The organism is Bradyrhizobium sp. 153 (assembly GCF_023073835.1).
GTDB lineage: Bacteria > Pseudomonadota > Alphaproteobacteria > Rhizobiales > Xanthobacteraceae > Bradyrhizobium.
The window spans coordinates 98281-117193 of record NZ_JADPKH010000154.1; the positions used below are offsets into that span (position 1 = coordinate 98281).

Annotated in this window: 14 protein-coding genes; 7 read left to right on the plus strand and 7 right to left on the minus strand. The window is 64.2% G+C overall.

Annotated features, from left to right (window positions below; genetic code table 11):
* The first annotated feature begins 67 nt into the window (after positions 1–67).
* The 4 genes from IVA91_RS35380 (at position 68) to fsrB (ending at position 5735) form a co-directional block, all read left to right on the plus strand.
* A complete protein-coding gene (locus IVA91_RS35380) occupies positions 68–1219 on the plus strand; it encodes a methionine ABC transporter ATP-binding protein (RefSeq protein ID WP_247419524.1) in 1152 nt (383 codons plus the stop codon).
* Complete coding sequence (locus tag IVA91_RS35385) at positions 1209–1874, plus strand: methionine ABC transporter permease (RefSeq protein WP_247419522.1); 666 nt, start codon at positions 1209–1211, stop codon at positions 1872–1874. Before IVA91_RS35380 ends, IVA91_RS35385 begins: the two co-directional genes overlap by 11 nt.
* Before the next feature lie 522 nt (positions 1875–2396).
* Positions 2397–4385 (plus strand): TonB-dependent siderophore receptor, encoded by a 1989-nt coding sequence (locus IVA91_RS35390; RefSeq protein ID WP_247460722.1) that lies wholly within the window; start codon positions 2397–2399, stop codon positions 4383–4385.
* 57 nt (positions 4386–4442) lie between these two features.
* Entirely contained in the window at positions 4443–5735 is a 1293-nt protein-coding gene (fsrB, locus tag IVA91_RS35395; RefSeq protein ID WP_247460705.1) for a siderophore utilization protein FsrB, read from the plus strand.
* A gap of 142 nt (positions 5736–5877) precedes the next feature.
* Here the strand turns inward: fsrB and IVA91_RS35400 are convergent, their stop codons facing one another.
* A complete protein-coding gene (locus IVA91_RS35400; RefSeq protein WP_247419516.1) occupies positions 5878–7083 on the minus strand; it encodes a Xaa-Pro peptidase family protein in 1206 nt (401 codons plus the stop codon).
* A gap of 480 nt (positions 7084–7563) precedes the next feature.
* Between IVA91_RS35400 and IVA91_RS35405 the strand changes: the two genes are divergently transcribed.
* From IVA91_RS35405 to IVA91_RS35415, 3 genes are read left to right on the plus strand one after another with little or no spacing between them, the layout of a single operon-like run.
* Positions 7564–8583, plus strand: a complete 1020-nt coding sequence (locus tag IVA91_RS35405; RefSeq protein WP_247419514.1) for a TRAP transporter substrate-binding protein — start codon at positions 7564–7566, stop codon at positions 8581–8583.
* A gap of 16 nt (positions 8584–8599) precedes the next feature.
* Complete coding sequence (locus IVA91_RS35410; protein ID WP_247281098.1) at positions 8600–10489, plus strand: TRAP transporter large permease subunit; 1890 nt, start codon at positions 8600–8602, stop codon at positions 10487–10489.
* Between the two features lie 20 nt (positions 10490–10509).
* Positions 10510–12159, plus strand: a complete 1650-nt coding sequence (locus IVA91_RS35415; protein ID WP_247281099.1) for an acyl-CoA synthetase — start codon at positions 10510–10512, stop codon at positions 12157–12159.
* Positions 12160–12231: 72 nt separating this feature from the next.
* Here the strand turns inward: IVA91_RS35415 and IVA91_RS35420 are convergent, their stop codons facing one another.
* The 6 genes from IVA91_RS35420 to metG all read right to left on the minus strand — a co-directional run bounded on the left by IVA91_RS35420 (position 12232) and on the right by metG (position 18887).
* Positions 12232–13209, minus strand: coding sequence for a TRAP transporter substrate-binding protein (locus tag IVA91_RS35420; RefSeq protein WP_247281100.1), 978 nt, complete (start codon positions 13207–13209; stop codon positions 12232–12234).
* 39 nt (positions 13210–13248) lie between these two features.
* Complete coding sequence (locus tag IVA91_RS35425) at positions 13249–14562, minus strand: TRAP transporter large permease subunit (RefSeq protein WP_247449074.1); 1314 nt, start codon at positions 14560–14562, stop codon at positions 13249–13251.
* 2 nt (positions 14563–14564) lie between these two features.
* Positions 14565–15158: a TRAP transporter small permease gene (locus tag IVA91_RS35430; protein ID WP_247281131.1), complete on the minus strand. Its 594-nt coding sequence runs from the start codon at positions 15156–15158 to the stop codon at positions 14565–14567.
* Positions 15159–15322: 164 nt separating this feature from the next.
* Positions 15323–16120: an MBL fold metallo-hydrolase gene (locus tag IVA91_RS35435; protein WP_247281102.1), complete on the minus strand. Its 798-nt coding sequence runs from the start codon at positions 16118–16120 to the stop codon at positions 15323–15325.
* A gap of 13 nt (positions 16121–16133) precedes the next feature.
* A complete protein-coding gene (locus tag IVA91_RS35440; RefSeq protein ID WP_247281103.1) occupies positions 16134–16910 on the minus strand; it encodes a TatD family hydrolase in 777 nt (258 codons plus the stop codon).
* Between the two features lie 12 nt (positions 16911–16922).
* A complete protein-coding gene (gene metG, locus IVA91_RS35445) occupies positions 16923–18887 on the minus strand; it encodes a methionine--tRNA ligase (protein WP_247281104.1) in 1965 nt (654 codons plus the stop codon).
* Positions 18888–18913 lie beyond the last annotated feature (26 nt).

Sequence of the window (18913 nt, forward strand, 5' to 3'; positions counted from 1 at the left end):
AGCCCTCATCGCAGTTCCATCTCCGTCGCGCGATGCGACCCGGTTTGCGGGCAAGCGACCATTGTGCATGAAGGCCGCCGCCATGAACGCCCACCAATCGCTTGCGATCGGACAGCCGATCCAGACGTCTGAAGCGATTTCACCCGCCATGACCGAGCCGGACGCGATGGTCCGGTTCGCAGGCATCTCAAAAACCTATCCGGCCTATCGCGGCAAGCCCGGGGTTAGGGCGCTGCAAGACATCGACTTCGCGATTCCGCGCGGCTCCATCACCGGCGTGATCGGCCGCTCCGGCGCCGGCAAATCGAGCCTGGTCCGGCTGATCAATGGGCTGGAGAAGCCGACCACGGGCCGCGTCATCGTCGATAACAGAGACATCTCGGCGCTTGCAGGGCGCGAGCTGCGGCTGGCGCAGCGCTCGATCGGCATGATCTTCCAGCACTTCAACCTGCTGTCGTCGCGCACCGCGGCCGATAATATCGCGCTGCCGCTCGAAATCGCCGGCTGGGGCAAGGCCGACACCAAGGCCCGTGTCGCCGAGCTGCTGGCGCTGGTTGGGATCGCCGACAAGCACGATCGCTATCCCGCGGAGCTCTCCGGCGGCCAGAAGCAGCGCGTCGGCATCGCGCGGGCGCTGGCGACGCGGCCGAGTGTGCTGCTGTCGGACGAGGCGACCTCCGCGCTCGATCCGCAGACCACGCGCGCGATCCTCGACCTGCTCGCGAGCATCAATCGCGAGCTGGGCGTGACGATCGTGCTGATCACGCACGAAATGTCGGTGGTGCGTCAGCTCGCCAAGGAAGTGGTGGTGCTCGACGCCGGCCATGTGGTCGAGAGCGGCCACGTCGCCGACATCTTCACCCATCCCAGGCACCCGATCACGCAATCCTTCCTGGCGGAGGTGATCGGCGACAGTCTGCCTGTGTCGCTGGCGAGCCGCATTGTTCCGGAGCCGGTCGCAGGCGGGCAGGCTGTGATCCGAGTCCAGGTCCGCGGCGCCGGCGCCGGCGATACACTGGTGGCGCGGCTTGCCCGTGAGCTCGACCTCGACGTTGCACTGCTCTCGGCGCGCATCGACGAGATCAGCGGTCAGCACGTCGGCTCACTCGTTCTCGGCATTCCCGTTGGCATTTTTGGCGGAGAGGACGCGGTGATGCGGACGCTCGCCTGGCTTTCTCGATATCAATTCCCGGCGGAGCGTCTCGGCCATGTCGCCTGAACTCATCAACCTGATCGTCCAGGCCACGGGCGAAACCCTGTTCATGGTCGGCACCGCGGCGCTGCTCGGCACCGTCTTCGGGCTGCCGCTCGGCGTCTTTCTCGCGACCAGCCGCAAGGGGGAGCTGTTTGCAGCGCCTGCCATCAACGGCGTGCTCGGCATCATCGTCAACGCGACGCGTTCCACGCCCTTCATCATCCTGGTCGTCGCCATCATCCCGTTCACGCGCCTCGTCGCCGGCACCTCGATCGGCTCGACCGCGGCGATCGTGCCGCTGACGATTGCCTCGACACCGTTCATCGCACGCCTCGTCGAAGCCGCCATCCGCGAGGTCGATGGTGGCCTGATCGAGACGGCGTCCTCGTTCGGCGCCTCGCCAATCCAGATCGTGCTCAAGGTGCTGATCCCCGAGGCGCTGCCGGGGCTGCTGCTGGCGCTGACACTCGCGGTGGTCAGCCTGCTCGGCTATTCCGCCATGGTCGGTGCCGTCGGGGGCGGGGGTTTAGGTGATCTCGGCATTCGCTACGGCTATCAGCGCTTCATGCCGGAGATGATGCTCGCCGTCGTCGTCGTGCTGATTGCGCTGGTACAGCTCGTTCAGAGCGCGGGCGACTATCTGGCGCGCCGCGTCAACCGGCGCCTGCGGCATCGCTGACGCCGTTTCGAGATATTCCCGACAGGCCGTTTCTTGTCTGCCTGGAAACATTCCAAATTCCGAATCGCGACTGAGCGCATTCGCCGCACTTGCTGCGCACACGTCTGGAGAGATTCTAACGCTGTTCCTATCGCACTCCGAAACAGCCTGAGTTAGGCCGGGGCATCAAAAACGATACCGGCAAAGCCGGCAGTGCGTGGGGCCTTGAGCGACGTGACCGACTTCCGACTTCCTTCGCGTTCCGATACGCGTCTTCGACAGATTCAGGTGCTTTTCCTCGGAGCGGTCAGCACATTCTCTTTCGCCGTGCCCTTCAGTTCCGTGCAGGCGCAGACTCAGATTCCCGCTGTCACCGTCGACGCGCCGGCGCAGCGCGGCCGTCCGGCCGCGGTTGCCTCGTCCCGGCGGTCGTCGGCAACACGCACCGCACGTGCCAATCGTCGCGCTCCGGCGCAACAGGCTGCGCCAACCCAGTCGGCATCGGCATCGAATGGCGGTACCGGCGAACGCGCCAATGGCCCGGTGCGCGGTTTCGTTGCCACGCGGAGCGGCACCGCCACCAAGACGGATACGCCGCTGATCGAAACCCCACAATCAGTGTCCGTCGTCACCACCGATCAGGTCAGGAATCAGGGTGCGGTCTCGATCGGCGAGGCGCTGCGCTACAGCGCGGGCATCAGCGGCGACGTCAATGGCGGATCGGACACGCGCTTCGGCGCCCTCCAGATCCGCGGCTTCGACACGACCATGTCAGGCCTCTACGTCGACGGCTTGCGGATTCCATCCAGCAACTATGTGCATTTCAACGGGCTCGATCCCTATGGGGCCGAGCGCATCGAGGTCCTCAAGGGGCCGTCCTCGGCGATGTATGGCGGCAGCGGCACGGGAGGCATCCTCAACTATGTGACCAAGCTGCCGACCGCGCGGCAGTTCGGCGAGGCCTCGATCTCGGGTGGCAGCTTCAATCGCTATCAGGGCCAGTTCGACATGGGCGGCGCTGCCAACAAGGAAGGCACCGTGCTGTGGCGCCTCACCGGCGTGGTGCGCGACGGCGAGACCCAAGTCGACTACACCAAGGACAACCGCGTCTTCATCGCGCCCGCCGTCACCTTCAAGCCGAACGAGGACACGACGATCACGCTCCTCGCCAACTATCAGAGGGATCGGGCAGGGTGGGGCCTTCAGTTCCTGCCGGCTTCGGGCACGGTGTGGCCGAACAACGGCCGCACCATCCCGGTCTCGTTCTTCGCGGGAGTGCCGAGCTTCAACGCGTTCAACACCGAGATTGCGACCGCCGGCTACCAGCTCTCGCACAATTTCACCGACAACATCACGTTCCGCCAGAACCTGCGCTACGCCTATCAGCACAACGAGGAAAAGACCTTCTACGGCACGGGATACACCGACGAGGCGGCGGGGCAGCTGGGGCGTTTCGGCAGCTACAGCAACTCCTACATCAATTCCTTCGCGGTGGACAACCAGCTCGAGGGCAAGTTCACCACCGGCATCCTCAGCCATACCACGCTGGTCGGGATCGACTATCGCAACACCGCATTTCGCGACACAGCCTTTGCCGTCACGACGTCGTCGCCGGAGGTCAACGTCTTCAACCCGGTCTACAGCTACGATTGGACCCTCGGCGGCATGTACGACAACACCGGCGTCAAGCAGTCGCAGGTCGGCCTCTACGCGCAGGATCAGATCAAGCTCGGTCGGCTGTCGTTTCAGCTCGGCGGCCGCCAGGATTTCGTGACGACGCAGCTCGACAGCGGTATCAGCAACACGTCGGTCTCGAAGGATGCTTCGGCCTTCACCGGCCGCGCCGCCGTCATGTACAATTTCGACAACGGCATCGCCCCTTATTTCAGCTATTCCGAGTCGTTTCTGCCGGTGCTCGCGACAGGACCGGCCGGGCAGATGCTCAATCCCGAGACGGGCGTCCAGTACGAAGTGGGAGTCAAGTACCAGCCGATCGGATGGAATGCGCTGTTCACCTTCGCCGCTTTCGACCTGACGCGCGACAACGTCGTCACCTACGCGCCTGGGATCGTCTTTGCCGAACAGACAGGTCAGGTGAAATCGCGCGGCATCGAACTCGAAGGCACGATGTCGCTCGCGGACGGCTGGAACCTGCGCGCGGCCTATGCCTATGTCGACGCCATGGTCACGCAGGATCCGGTGAATGTCGGCAAGGCCCCCGTCACCGTGCCGCTCAACCGCGCCTCGCTGTGGAGCGATTACACGCTTCAAAACGGGCCGCTCGCAGGCCTGCAGTTCGGCGGCGGCATCCGCTATGTCGGCGCGACCTGGGGTGACGATGCCAACACGTTCAAGGTGGGATCCTCGACCGTGCTCGACGCGCTGCTCGCCTACACCCGTGACAATTGGCGGCTGTCGCTCAACGTGACCAACCTTGCCGACACGCGCTATGTCGCTGCGTGTTACAGCCTGTCGGGCTGCATGTATGCCGAGGGGCGCAAAGCGATCGGCAAGTTGACCTACCGCTGGTGAGTTCGCACCGAGGTCCGGGAATGGGGAGCCGGACCTGATGGATGAGAGTGGGAGACGATGAGAGCGATATTCGGCAGGTTGCATCGCTGGGCGGGACTGCTCACCGCCGGCTTCCTGTTCTTCTCCGGCATCACCGGGGCGATCATCTCCTGGGATCACGAGATCGACGATGTCCTGAACAGTCACTTGTTCGACGTCAGCAGCAAGGGTCCGGCGATTCCCTCGATCGAGCTCGCCAAGATGATCGAGCAGCGCGATCCCCGCGCGCGCGTCGTCTATCTCTTCATGACGCCGGAGGAGGGCCACTCGCTGTGGTTCTTCGTCATGCCGCGGATCGATCCCGCAACCGGCAAGCGTTACCCGCTCGACTACAATCAGGTCTTCCTCGATCCCAACACCGGCGCGGAGCTCGGCCGGCGCTATTGGGGCGCGGTATGGCCGGTGACGCGGGAGAATTTCGTCTCCTTCCTTTACAAGCTGCACTACACCATGCACATCCCGGAATTCTGGGGCAGCGACCGCTGGGGCATGCGCGTGCTCGGCGTGATCGCCATCATCTGGACCATCGATTGCTTCGTCGGCTTCTATCTGACGCTGCCCTCGCGCAGGCGCGCCAAGGCGGCGCGGGCGCCGGAAGTCACGCGCCAGCTCGAGCGCGGTTTCTGGGCGCGCTGGGCGCCGGCCTGGACCATCAAGACTTCGGGCAGCGCCTACCGGATCAATTTCGACATCCACCGTGCCTTCAGCCTGTGGACCTGGGGCGTGCTGTTCGTCATCGCCTTCACGGCATTCTCGCTGAACCTCTATTTCGAGGTGTTCTCGCCGCTGATGAAGATGGTCTCGAACTACACGCCGACGCCCTATGAGCAGCGGCCTTATCGCGATCTCGACGATCCCATCGAGCCCAAGGTCACCTTTGCCGAGATTGCGGCGCGCGGGGCGGCCGACGGCAAGGGGCGAGGGTGGACCACCCCGGTCGGCGCGATCAGCTACGGCCCGGCCCATGGCGTCTATGCCGCCGCTTTTTTCCATCCTGGCGATGATCACGGCGCCGGCGGCGTCGGCCCGGCCCAGCTCTATTACGACAGCGAGGATGGCCGCCCCATTGGCGAGCGGCTGCCCTGGGTCGGCACCGCCGCCGACATCTTCGTGCAGGCGCAATTCCCGCTGCATTCGGGCCGCATCGTCGGGCTGTTCGGCCGCATCCTGATCTCGATCATGGGCCTCGTCGTGGCGGCACTCTCGGTCACCGGCGTCGTGATCTGGTGGCGCAAGCGCCGTGCCCGCGTCCGCTCGCGCCAGACCGCGGCGATGCGCCTCGGCGGGCAGCAGCTCACGCCAGCAGAGTAGGGCGTGGCATCGCCCGGCTATGCGGCCGCGCCGAGCGGCATTATCTCGACCTGCGCGAAATGCATCGCCAAGGAAGCGCCGAGCCAGAGCTGGTTCGCGGCGGGCGTCAAGAAGGGCGCAGAGCCAGCTCGATCAACTGCCGCTACGCTAAGGCGCTGCCGCCAAGATTCCACCCGCGGCCACCTTCGCCGAAAATTTCGTAGCCCGTCGACGTCACCGCAACTGTATCCTCGAGCTTGATGAAGCCGCGCCTCGGATGCTTCATTGTGGTCTCGATCGAGACCACCATGCCGGCTTCGAGCGGTTGACGGGCGTCGGTGTCGTCGTAGGGAATCGGACCTCTGGCGGTCAGGCGAGGGGCTTCGTGGCTGACGAGCCCCATGCCGTGGGCGAGGAAATCGGTGCAGTCGCGCTGGGTGATCTGGGCGAGCTGGCGTTCGGCCGCGACGTAGATGTCGCCGCCCAAGGCGCCCGGCCGGACGGCCGCGAAGGCGGCGCGCTGGACCGCCTCGATTTCGGCCAGACAATCCTTCAGCTCCGCATCCGGCGCGCCCAACACGGCCATGCGGGCGACGTCGCCGATATAGCCGTGATAATTGCCGCCGGAGTCCAGCGACAGCACCTCGCCTTGTTCCCAGTGCTGCGCCGACGGCGCCCGGTTGTGGCTGCTGCCGCAGGCCAGCAGGCAATACTCGAAGGTCAGGCCGCGGTTGGCTTCGGCGAGGCGCAACGCCTCCGACAATTGCCGCTTGGTCGTGCCCCGACCGTGCCCGGCGATCACCGCCAGCATGGATGCGACGACGAGCTCGGACGCCGTCTTCAGCTTCGCCAATTCCTCCGCCGACTTGACTGCCCGCAGCCGCTCCAGCACCAGCACCGCATCCTTGAGCTCGGCACCGGGCAGGGTGTCGGCCAGCGCCTTCCCGGCGTCCATCGGCATGAACGGCATCTCGATACCGATCCGGTTCAATGGCACGCCGGCCTGCCGAATCAGGCCCGCAGCCTGCGCAATGGCGTCCACCGAACCATTGGATTCGGTCCGGACCTGCGGCACCCAGGGCGGCGCGACCGCGCGCTGATGGGTCTCCAGCCGGTGGCCGACATAGACCGCTTTCTCAGGTGCGCCCTTGGGATAGACCAGGACCGGCAAATAGCGGCTGACGCCGAGCGCGTCCATGTAGCCGAAGAAGATCGCGCGCTCGGCGCCCAGCAGATACTGCACATTGTGCTTGGAGGTCGCGATCAGGACGTCGAGGCCGGCGGCCTCCATGAGACGGTCGAGCTTGGCGGCATCGAACGGAATGGCGCCCGAGGTGGCGGCGCCGGCAACGGCAACGGTCTCCTGCATGACGAACCTCCCATGGTCGCGGCGGTTTGATCTGCCTGCGAATTCCTGATCATGACCATCCGACTTAATAGCCGGGTGGTCAGTTGGCTCCTGATGTTAGGGCCGGAAGTAGGGTCCGAATAGCTCGGAGGTCAGGCGCCCCAACCCGCGCACGCCCATATCCACGATTCGCATAAGGTATATTATGGAATATCTTTATGTACAATTAGATCAGTCATTTAGATGAAATTCCTGCCACTACACCTTCGCTCCGGGGCCATTTTCGGGTTTGCGCCGGCCGCCGCACCGGCTCTTTGGCGGCTACTGTGCATGGGGTTGTTTTCGCATTTTTTGTGCGGCCATCTCTCCGAAAGCCGATATTGCCGCGACGTTGTCCGACTGCAATAAGCGAGCCTTCACGAGATCGCAGATGACCTTCTGACCCGGCGTCCGTATAGGTTTGCATCTCACAACAACAACAAACTCCGAGGAAGCAGACCCATGAGCTTTTCCCGACGCACGCTTCTCAAGGCCTCCGCCGCGACCGCGGTCCTGGGCGGCCTCAGTGCGCCCCATGTGGCCCGCGCCCAGAGCGCCGAGTTCACCTACAAATACGCCAACAACCTGCCGGACAGCCATCCGCTGAACGTGCGCGCCAAGGAGATGGCCGCGGCGATCAAGGCCGAGACCAACGGCAAGTTCGACCTCCAGATCTTTCCAAACAACCAGCTCGGGTCCGACACCGACATGCTGAGCCAGATCCGCTCCGGCGGCGTCGAGTTCTTCACGCTGTCAGGGCTGATCCTCTCGACCCTGGTGCCGGCGGCGTCCATCAACGGCATCGGCTTCGCGTTCCCGGACTACGACACGGTCTGGAAGGCCATGGACGGCGATCTCGGCGCCCTCGTCCGCGGCGAGATCAAGAAGGCCGGGCTCGAGGTCATGGACAAGATCTGGGACAACGGCTTCCGCCAGACCACATCGTCGACCAAGCCGATCACCGGTCCGGACGATCTCAAGGGATTCAAGATCCGCGTGCCGGTGTCGCCGCTATGGACTTCGATGTTCAAGGCATTCGATGCAGCGCCCGCCTCGATCAATTTCGCCGAGGTCTATTCGGCGCTCCAGACCAAGATCGTCGAGGGCCAGGAGAACCCGCTGGCGATCATCTCGACCGCAAAGCTGTACGAGGTGCAGAAGTACTGCTCGCTGACCAACCACATGTGGGACGGCTTCTGGTTCCTGGCCAACCGCCGTGCCTGGGAAAAGCTGCCGCAGGACGTACGCACCGTCGTCGCCAAGAACATCAACGCCGCTGCCGTCAAGGAGCGTGAGGATACCGCCAAGCTCAACGCCAATCTCCAGCAGGAGCTGGCGGGCAAGGGCCTGACCTTCAACCAGCCGGCCGTGGCCCCGTTCCGCGACAAGCTGCGGTCCGCCGGCTTCTATGCCGAATGGAAGGGCAAATACGGCGATCAAGCCTGGGACCTCCTGGAAAAGGCGGTGGGCAAGCTGTCGTAACGCGTTAGGCCTCGTCATGCCTCATGTCGAAGTCGAGGTGACCGAAGTGGCGGGCGAGGCGACTGTTCAGTCCCCTCGCCGACCTTCGTTGCTGGCTTCGCTGGAGCGCGCACTTGGCCTTCTTGTGGAGATCCCGGCGGCGATCCTGGTCGTCGCCGAGATCGCGATCCTGTTTGCCGGCGTGGTTGCGCGCTACGGACTGCATCGGCCGCTGATCTGGTCAGACGAGCTCGCCTCGATCCTGTTCCTGTGGCTCGCCATGCTGGGCGCGGCAGTCGCATTCCGCCGCTCCGAGCACATGCGCATGACCGCGGTCGTCGCCAGTGCCCGGCCCGCGTTGCGGGCCTATCTCGATCTGATCGCGACATCGGCCGCGCTGGCGTTCCTGGTGCTGATCGTCTGGCCGTCCTGCGACTATGCTTATGAAGAGAGCTACATCACCACACCGGCGCTCCAGATCTCGAATATGTGGCGTGCTGCGGCGCTGCCGGCCGGCATCGGCTTGATGGCGGCGTTCGCCTTGCTGCGGCTGCTGCGCGCCGCCGATTACCGGATGGTTGCAGCCGCCGTATTGTCGGTTGCGGTCCTGATCGGCGCATTCTGGCTGGCGGAGCCATCGCTGCGCCCCCTCGGCAATCTCAACCTGGTCATCTTCTTCGTCGGCGTTGCCGGCTTCTGCGTCTTTGCCGGCGTTCCCATTGCGTTCGGCTTCGGGCTCGCGATCTTCGGCTATCTGGCGCTGACCACGCGCACGCCGGTGATGGTGCTGGTCGGCCGGATGGATGAGGGCATGAGCCACCTCATCCTGCTCTCGGTGCCGCTGTTCGTGTTCCTGGGGCTGCTGATCGAGATGACCGGCATGGCGCGGGCCATGGTGGCGTTCCTGGCGAGCCTGCTCGGGCATGTCCGCGGCGGCCTGCATTATGTGCTGGTCGGCGCGATGTACCTGGTCTCCGGCATCTCCGGCGCCAAGGCCGCCGATATGGCGGCGGTCGCGCCGGTGCTGTTCCCGGAGATGAAGCAGCGCGGCGCCAGGCCCGGCGACCTCGTCGCGCTCCTTGCGGCGACGGGGGCCCAGACCGAGACCATTCCGCCCAGCCTCGTGCTGATCACCATCGGCTCGGTCACGGGCGTGTCGATCGCCGCCCTCTTCACCGGCGGTCTATTGCCCGGCGTGGTGCTGGCGATCACGCTCTGCATGCTGGTGTGGTGGCGCTACCGCCACGAGGACATGAGCCACGTCCGCCGCGCCAAGGCATCCGAGGTCGGCAGGACTTTCATCATCGCCCTGCCCGCACTCGCGCTGCCCTTCGTGATCCGCTACGCCGTGGTCGAGGGCATCGCGACCGCCACCGAGGTCTCCACCATCGGCATCGTCTACGGCGCCCTTGTCGGCGTTCTGGTGTACCGCCGCTTCGACTGGCGGCGGTTGTTTCCCATGCTGGTCGAGACCGCAGCGCTGTCGGGCGCAATCCTGCTGATCATCGGCACCGCAACCGGCATGGCGTGGGGCCTGACCCAATCCGGCTTCTCGCGCTCGCTGGCGGCGGCCATGACGGGATTGCCCGGCGGGGCGGCGACCTTCATCGCCGTCTCGATTCTGGCCTTCACCATTCTCGGCAGCGTGCTGGAGGGCATTCCGGCAATCGTGCTGTTCGGGCCGCTGCTGTTCCCGATCGCCCGCGCCGTCGGCGTGCACGAGGTGCACTATGCGATGGTGATCATTCTCGCCATGGGTATCGGGCTATTCGCCCCACCCTTCGGCGTCGGCTATTATGCCGCCTGCGCCATTGGACGCGTCGACCCGGCCGAAGGCATCAGGCCGATCTGGGGCTATCTGCTGGCGCTGCTCGTGGGATTGATCATCGTCGCGATCTTCCCCTGGATCTCGATCGGATTCCTTTAAGGCGCTTTCAGGAGGTGTCGATGAGTGAGCGGCAGAACCAGTACAATATCGGCCTCGACAAGACCCCCGCCAATTATGTGCCCCTCAGCCCGTTGAGCTTCCTCGCGCGAAGCGCCGCCGTCTATCCCGATCACGTCAGCAGCGTCTATGAGGGCCGCAGCTTCACCTGGGCGCAGACGCACGAGCGCTGCCGACGCTTTGCCTCTTACCTGACAGGCAAGGGCATCGGCGTCGGTGACACCGTTGCTGCGATGCTGCCGAACGTTCCGGCGATGAACGAGGCGCACTTTGCCGTCCCCATGACGGGCGCCGTGCTCAACGCGCTCAACATCCGCCTCGATGCGCCTTCCATCGCGTTTCAGCTTGACCATGGCGGGGCCAAGATCATCCTGGTTGACCCGGAATTCTCCGGTGTCATCAGTGACGCACTCGCACACATGACCGGGCCAAGGCCATTCGTGATCGACGTCGACGATGCCGCCTTCAAGGGCGGCAAGCGCATCGGCGAGATCGAGTACGAGGACGCCGTCGCGCAAGGCGACCCGAACTTCGAGGCCGTCCTGCCGACCGACGAATGGGATGCGATCGCGCTGAGCTACACCTCGGGCACCACGGGAAATCCCAAGGGCGTGGTCACCCATCATCGCGGCGCGTATCTGAATGCCGTCAGCAACATCCTCGCCGGCAATCTCGGTCAGCACCCGGTGTATCTCTGGACGCTGCCGATGTTCCATTGCAACGGTTGGTGCTTCCCCTGGACCATCGCAGCCTCAGCCGGCATCAATGTCTGCCTGCGCAAGGTCGAGCCGACCAAAATCTTCGAGCTGATCAGGCAGCACGGCGTCACCCACATGTGCGGCGCGCCGATCGTCTACAACACGCTGATCAATGCGCCCGACGCGCCAAAGGGCGAGGTCGCGCGCCGCGTCGTCGGCCTGATCGCAGGTGCGGCGCCGCCCGTCGCCGTGCTCGAAGGCGCCGAAAGCATCGGCATCAAGCTGACGCATGTCTACGGGCTGACCGAGGTCTACGGCCCCGCCTCCGTCTGCGCCGAGCAGCCCGGCTGGGACGAGCTTCCGCCCGCCGAACGCGCGCGCATGAAGCGCCGGCAAGGCGTGCCCTACCCGCTTCAGGAAGCCGTCACCGTCATCAATCCGCAGACGATGCAAGAGGTGCCGCGCGACGGCGAGACCATCGGCGAGGTCATGTTCCGCGGCAACATCGTGATGAAGGGCTACCTCAAGAACGAGAAGGCGACCAAGGAAGCCTTCGAGGGCGGCTGGTTTCACACCGGCGACCTCGGCGTGCTCGACGAGCACGGCTACGTCATCATCAAGGACCGGTCCAAGGATATTATCATCTCCGGCGGCGAGAACATCTCATCCGTCGAGGTCGAGGACATCCTCTACAAGCACCCGGCCGTGCTGTTCGCCGCCGTGGTCGCCAAGCCCGATCCGAAATGGGGCGAGGTGCCCTGCGCCTTCGTCGAGCTGAAGGACGGCGCCAGCGCGAGCGAGGCTGACATCATCGCCTTCTGCCGCAGCCACATGTCTGGGTTCAAGACGCCGAAAGCTGTCGTATTCGGGCCGATTCCAAAGACTTCGACCGGCAAGATCCAGAAATTCCTGCTGCGCAACGAGGTCGGCTCGGCCAAGGCGATCTCGGCCTGAGGTCACCTCGCGCAGCCTGCGAGTAAATCCTGCTCCCACGCCTGTTTGGTGGGGCAGGATTTTGCTTTGTCCTCACATCTTCTTGTAGGCGTCGATCAGCGCCTGGCCATCGGGTCCGGCCTTCTTGAGCCAGTCGGCGGTGAGCTGCTCGCCGATCTTCTGGAAGCCGGCCTTGAGGGCGGGGCTCGGCGGCTCCACCGTCATGCCTTTGGCCTTGAGCTGTTCGATGTACCAGGTGCTCTTGTCTTGCCAGGCCTTCCAGCCGCGGGTTTCCGCCGTCGCAGCCGCCTTGAGGATCGCCTCCTGCGTCGGCTTGTCGAGCGCCTCGAACGCGGCCTTGTTCACGAAGGTGTAGTCCTTCGGAATCCAGGCCTGCACGTCGTAGAAGTATTTGAGCGACTCCCAGGCCTTCGCATCGTAACCCGTGCCGCCCGACGACATGAAGGAGTTCACCACGCCGGTCGCAAGTGCCTGCGGCAGTTCGGCAGCCTGGATCGTGACCGATTGTGCGCCGACCAACTCGCCGATGCGCGCGGTGCCGACATTATAGGCGCGCCACTTCAGGCCCTTCATGTCTTCGATCGTCGCGAGCGGCTTGTTGACGTAGACGCCCTGCGGCGCCCACGGCACGGCGAACAGCAGCTTGAGGCCCTGCGCATCGAGCTTCTTGGCGATCGCGGACTTGGAGGCCTGATACAGCTTCATCGCGTCGGGGAAGCTGGTCGCGAGGAACGGCACGACGTCGACACCGAAGAGCGGGTCCTCGTTCTCGTGGATCGACAGCAGCACCTCACCCATCTGCGCCTGCCCGGTCACCACCGCGCGCTTGATGTCGGGCGCCTTGAACAGCGAGGCCCCCGGATGAACGGTGATCTGGAGCTTGCCGGACGTGGCGGCCTCGACGTCCTTGGCGAAGGCGATCAGATTTTCGGAGTGCGGATTGTCGGCAGGATAGGCGGCCGGCAAATTCCATTTGGTCTGGGCCAAAGCAGGTGCCGCGGCCATCACGACGCCGGCGATCAGGCACGCGCGGACTAAACGAGACATCATCGGGCTTCTCCTTAAGGTCAATCTGAAAGACGGGTATGCTCAGTCTGGGAAAGCAAGCTTCGGCAAGAACATCACGATCTGCGGATACTCCGTGATGATGAACACGGCGGCCAGCAGCAGGACGAAGAATGGGAAGGCCGCCCGTGCAACGGTGAACGTATCGCGGCCACTCATGTTCTGGAGCACGAACAGATTGAAGCCCACCGGTGGCGTGATTTGCGCCATCTCGACGTGGATGATGAGATAGACGCCGAACCAGACCAGATCGAGGCCCGCCTGCCTGACCATGGGCAGTACGATGACGGCGGTCAGGACGATCATCGAAATGCCGTCGATCAGGCATCCCAGGATGATGTACATGATGCTGAGATAGAGGGCGAGCATGCCGGGTGTGAGCTGCTGCCCCTGGACCCAGGTGGCGAGCGCCGCCGGAATACCCGTATAGGCCATCGCAGCCGTCGTATAGGCCGCGCCTGCCAGGATTAGCATGATCATGCAGGTCAGGCGCGTCGCGCTCATGATGCTCTCGAGGAAGTTCTTGCGCGTGAGCGTGCCGCTCCACCACGCCAGCAGCAGCGCGCCTGAGACACCCCACGCAGCGCATTCCGTCGCCGTCGCGAAGCCGAGCACGAGCGACAGGAAGACCGTCAGGATCAGCAGCAGGCAGGGCGCCAGCTTGGCCGACTCGCGGAGCTTCTGCCGGAACGGCATCGGCGGATCGCGCGGCGGAATTTTCTTTGGGTTGAGCAGCGACCAGATGATGATGTAGCCGGAATAGAGCACAATCACGAGCACGCCCGGCAGGAAGCCGCCGAGGAACACCTGGAGCACGGAGACATTCGCCGTGACGGCATAGACCACCATCGGGATTGAGGGCGGAATCAAGAGCCCGAGCGTGCCGGAGCCCGCGAGCGATCCGAGGCTCAGGCCCTTGTCGTAGCCACGCTTGTCGAGTTCCGGCAGTGCGATCTTGCCGATGGTCGCACAGGTCGCGGCCGACGAGCCCGACACCGCCGCGAAGATGCCGCAGCCGATCACATTCACATGCGTCAGCCGTCCCGGCAGCCACTGCACCCAGGGTGACAGGCCGCGGAACATCTCTTCCGATAATTTTGTCCGGAAAAGTATCTCTCCCATCCAGACGAACAGCGGCAGTGCAGCCAGCGTCCAGGACGCGCTCGCGCTCCAGGTCGTGGTGGCGAGCACCGTACCGAGCGGCAAACTCGTCGTTAGCGCCATCGCCACGAAGCCGACGAGCCCGAGCGAGACCGCGATCCAGACGCCGCTGCCGAGCAGCAGGATCATGACGCCGAGCAGGATGAACGACAGCTCGATCATGCCGAGATTGGCCATGCTCAACCTCCGCCGCCCTGCGAGATGCGCTCGATGAATTCGTCGGGCGTCTCGTCCGGCGAGCCCTTCTCGTAGCTCGGCCGGTTGCCGCCGACGACATTGACCATTTCATCGATCAGCGCGATCGACAGGATCGCAAGGCCGCCAGCAAAGCCGAGCTGCGGAATCCAGAGCGGAAGCGCGACGACGCCCTGCGCCACGTCGTTAAAGCGCCAGGAATCGTAGGTCATCCGCACGGCATGCCAGGTGAAATAGAGGATGAACGCCGCGGCAATGCCGAGCGCAACGATCTCAGCCACCTGCTTGGTCCGCCCGTGCAGACGCTCCAGCAGCAGGCCGACACGGATCATCTCTCCGCGCTTGAAGGTGTGCGCGAGTCCTAGGAAAGCCATCGCGGCCATGCACCAGGACGCGAAATCGTCGCCGGCGGGAATGTTGATCGCAAACTGACGCCCGACCGACATGACCATCATGATTGCAAAGATCGCAACCAGGAAGACGCCCGCGGCGTAGCCCGCGCCGAGATAAAGGAGGTCCAGAGCGCGTCGCACCAGTCCTCGAGCCGCTACATCGTCCGCTGCCAACGCAATCCCCATCTTCACATGAGGCGATTCAACCGACCCCGGCGATTGCACGTCAAGTGCTGGTCCTGCTTGAATATCGCCCTGTCCGACGCCTGTCTTTCAGACGTTAGATCAACATGATGAGGCGGCCACAAGCAAGGTGTATGCCGGCTGCCAGGAGAATTTCCACCGCGGGTTTAGTGCGTCTCCAGTCGCAGCCCGTCATAGGCCGGCACCACGCCCGCGGGCAGCGACTGCCTGATGACCTCGTAATCGACGTCGGCGGTCATGTTGGTGATGACCGCGCGCTTCGGCTTGAAACGTTCGATCCACGACAGCGCATCGTTGATGCTGAAATGGCTGACATGACTGGTGTAGCGCAGGCCGTCGACGATCCAGAGGTCCAGATTTTCCAATGCGCCCCAGCTCTCGCGCGGGATGTCGTTGAGGTCGGGTGTGTAGGCGGCATCCCCGATGCGGTAGCCGAGCGCGGGAATATTGCCGTGCTGCACCAGGAAGGCGGTCATCGTCACCGCGCCGCCCTTCCCCAAAATCGTCTGACTTTCGCCCGCCTCGATCGAATGCCGCGTCAGGATCGGCGGATAGTCGCTGCCCTCCGGCGAGATGAAGCAGTAGGAGAACCGCGACAGGATGTCCTTCGCGGTCGACTGGTTGAAGTAGGTCGGGATGCGCCGTCGCATGTGCATGACGACCGAACGCAGATCGTCCATGCCATGGGTCTGGTCGGCATGCTCGTGGGTCAAGAACACGGCATCGATGTGGTCGACGTTGGTGGAAAGCAATTGCTCGCGCAGGTCCGGCGAGGTGTCGATCAAGATGCGTGTGGTGCCGTGCTCGGACTTTCGTTCGACCAGCAGCGAGCAGCGGCGACGGCGGTTCTTGGGATTGTTGGGATCGCAGGCGCCCCAGCCGAGCGCCGGGCGCGGCACGCCGGCGGAGGAGCCGCAGCCCAGGATCGTCAGCGTCAGTGTCATGCGGCTCCCAGTCTCAAGCTTTCACCTTCGAGAACAGACGGAAGAAGTTTTCGGTGGTCTGGCGCGAGATTTCCTCGGTCGACACGCCGCGTGTCTCGGCGAGCACCTTTGCGACTTCGACCACATAGGCCGGTTCGTTGCGTTTGCCCCGGAATTTTCCGGGCGCAAGATAAGGCGAGTCCGTCTCGACCAGAATACGATCGCGCGGCAGTTCGGCCGCAAGCGCGCGCAGGGATTCCGACTTCTTGAAGGTCAGGATACCCGTGAAGCCGATATACAGCCCGAGCGAGACCGCCTTCAGCGCCAGCTCGCGCCCGCCGGTGTAACAATGCAGCACCGCGCGAAACGATCCGCGTGCGGCCTCATCCTCCAGGATGCTGGCACAGTCCTCGTCCGCCTCGCGGGTGTGGATCACCAGCGGCAGGCCGGTGGCGCGGGCGGCGGCAATGTGGGCGCGAAAGCCCCTCGCCTGCGCCTCCGGTGAGCCGTTGTCATAGAAATAATCGAGCCCGGCTTCACCGAGCGCGACGACCTTGGGATGCTGCGTCAGCGCGATCAGCTCGTCCGGCGCGATGCCGTCCTCCTCATCCGCATTGTGCGGGTGAGTGCCGACCGAGCAATAGACATCGTCGTAGCGCTCGGCAATGGCGACGAGATCGTTCAGCTTCCGCACCCGCGTCGAGATCGTGACCATGCGTTTGACGCCGGCTGCACGCGCACGCGACACGATCCCGTCGAGATCTTCCGCAAAGTCCGGAAAATCCAGGTGGCAATGACTGTCGACCAGCATCGCGCGACCGCCTCAGGCCGCCGGCTCGACGTAGCGCGGGAACGCCGGTTTCGGCGCCGGCAGCGTCGAGCCCGGCGCGATGCGCGAGGTGCCACCCAGGGTGGCGAAGCTGCGCTCGGCTTCCGGGATGCCGAGGCTGTCGAGCAGCAATCCCGAGGCGGTCGGCATCGCCGGCTGCGTCAGAATCGCGATCTGGCGCACGACTTCCGCGGTGACGTAAAGCACGGTCTTCTGCCTGGCGGGATCGGTCTTGGCGAGCGCCCACGGCGCCTCGCCCGCGAAATAGCGGTTGGCCTCCGCCACCACGGCCCACACGGCGTTGAGCCATTGGTGGATCTGCTGCGTGGCCATGGCTTCACGCGACGTGGCGATCATGCCGTCGGCCATCGCCAAGATTGCGTTGTCGTTGTCGCTGAACTCGCCGGGCTCCGGCAGCACGCCGCCGAGCTGCCTGGCGATCATCGACAGCGAGCGCTGCGCAAGGTTGCCGAGATCGTTGGCGAGATCGGCGTTAATGCGCGCGACGATGGCCTCGTGATTGTAGTTGCCGTCCTGGCCGAACGGCACCTCGCGCAGGAAGAAATAGCGCATCTGGTCGACGCCATACTGGTCGGCGAGGTTGAAGGGATCGACGACGTTGCCAACCGACTTCGACATCTTCTCGCCCCTGTTGAACAGGAAGCCGTGGGCATAGATCCGCTTCGGCAGCGGAATGCCCGCCGACATCAGGAACGCCGGCCAATACACCGCATGGAAACGGATGATGTCCTTGCCGATGATGTGCACGTCGGCGGGCCAGTAGCGCCAGTTCTCGTCGCTCTCGTCGGGGAAGCCGACGCCGGTGATGTAATTGGTCAGCGCATCGACCCAGACATACATCACGTGCTCTTCATCGCCGGGCACCTTGACGCCCCAGTCGAAGGTCGTGCGCGAGATCGAGAGATCGCGCAGGCCACCTCTGACGAAGCTTACCACCTCGTTCTTGCGGGAGTCGGGCCCGATGAAATCGGGATGATCCGCATAAAGCTTGAGCAGCTTGTCCTGGTACGCCGATAGGCGAAAGAAATAGCTCTTCTCCTCGACCCATTCGACCGGCGTGCCCTGCGGTCCGAGCCGCAACCCGTCATCGTTCAGGCGCGTCTCGTCCTCGGCGTAATACGCCTCGTCACGGACCGAGTACCACCCCGAATAGGTATCGGCATAGATGTCGCCGTTCGCTTCCATGCGCCGCCAAATCTCCTGGCTGGAGCGATGATGCTGCTCCTCGGTGGTGCGGATGAAGCGGTCGAACGACACGTTCAGGCGCTCATCCATCTCCTTGAAGCGGCCGGCATTGCGGGTCGCGAGCGCGGACACGGACATGTTTTCACCGGCCGCCGTCTGCACCATTTTTTGACCGTGCTCGTCGGTGCCGGTCAGGAAGAACACGTCCTTGCCATCGAGCCGCGCAAAGCGCGCCAGCACGTCGGTCGCGATCGCCTCATAGGCGTGGCCTATATGCGGGCTTCCGTTGGGATAGGCAATGGCGGTCGTGATGTAGAAGACGTTATCGCGCGCGGGGGTGGCAACGGGCGCGGCCGTTTGCGGCGCTGCGACGGGCTTTGGCGCACGCGGCGCCTTCAGCTTGGCGGCTCTTTGAGGAGCGGCGACAGGAGCTGGCGCGGCGATCACGGCAGGCGCAGTCACCCTCGCCTTCTTGACCACGTTCTTCGCCGGAGCCTTGGCCGGCGTTTGGGCGGCGGTTTTCTTTGAGGCCTTTTTGGCGACGACCTGCTTCTTCGCCGCCCGGCCGGCCTTCTTTGCCGTCTTCCCTGCGCTCTTCTTCACGCCTTTTTTGGCGACAACCTTCTTGGTCTTCTTGACCGTCTTGGCACCTTTGCGCGCACGCGCCTTCACAGCCTTCTTCGTGGCTTTCTTGACCGCTTTCTTCGCAGCCTTCTTCTTGCCCTTGGCGGTTTTTTTAGCTCGCGTTGCCACCACGAATTCCTTTACCGGCTTCTCGA

Bases quoted from the DNA above. Each gene is read 5' to 3' on its own strand.
- IVA91_RS35380 (WP_247419524.1), top strand. From the start codon at position 68: ATGAAGGCCGCCGCCATGAACGCCCACCAATCGCTTGCGATCGGACAG.
- IVA91_RS35385 (WP_247419522.1), top strand. From the start codon at position 1,209: ATGTCGCCTGAACTCATCAACCTGATCGTCCAGGCCACGGGCGAAACC.
- fsrB (WP_247460705.1), top strand. From the start codon at position 4,443: ATGAGAGCGATATTCGGCAGGTTGCATCGCTGGGCGGGACTGCTCACC.
- IVA91_RS35400 (WP_247419516.1), bottom strand. From the start codon at position 7,083: ATGCAGGAGACCGTTGCCGTTGCCGGCGCCGCCACCTCGGGCGCCATT.
- IVA91_RS35405 (WP_247419514.1), top strand. From the start codon at position 7,564: ATGAGCTTTTCCCGACGCACGCTTCTCAAGGCCTCCGCCGCGACCGCG.
- IVA91_RS35410 (WP_247281098.1), top strand. From the start codon at position 8,600: ATGCCTCATGTCGAAGTCGAGGTGACCGAAGTGGCGGGCGAGGCGACT.
- IVA91_RS35415 (WP_247281099.1), top strand. From the start codon at position 10,510: ATGAGTGAGCGGCAGAACCAGTACAATATCGGCCTCGACAAGACCCCC.
- IVA91_RS35420 (WP_247281100.1), bottom strand. From the start codon at position 13,209: ATGATGTCTCGTTTAGTCCGCGCGTGCCTGATCGCCGGCGTCGTGATG.
- IVA91_RS35425 (WP_247449074.1), bottom strand. From the start codon at position 14,562: ATGGCCAATCTCGGCATGATCGAGCTGTCGTTCATCCTGCTCGGCGTC.
- IVA91_RS35430 (WP_247281131.1), bottom strand. From the start codon at position 15,158: ATGGGGATTGCGTTGGCAGCGGACGATGTAGCGGCTCGAGGACTGGTG.
- IVA91_RS35435 (WP_247281102.1), bottom strand. From the start codon at position 16,120: ATGACACTGACGCTGACGATCCTGGGCTGCGGCTCCTCCGCCGGCGTG.
- IVA91_RS35440 (WP_247281103.1), bottom strand. From the start codon at position 16,910: ATGCTGGTCGACAGTCATTGCCACCTGGATTTTCCGGACTTTGCGGAA.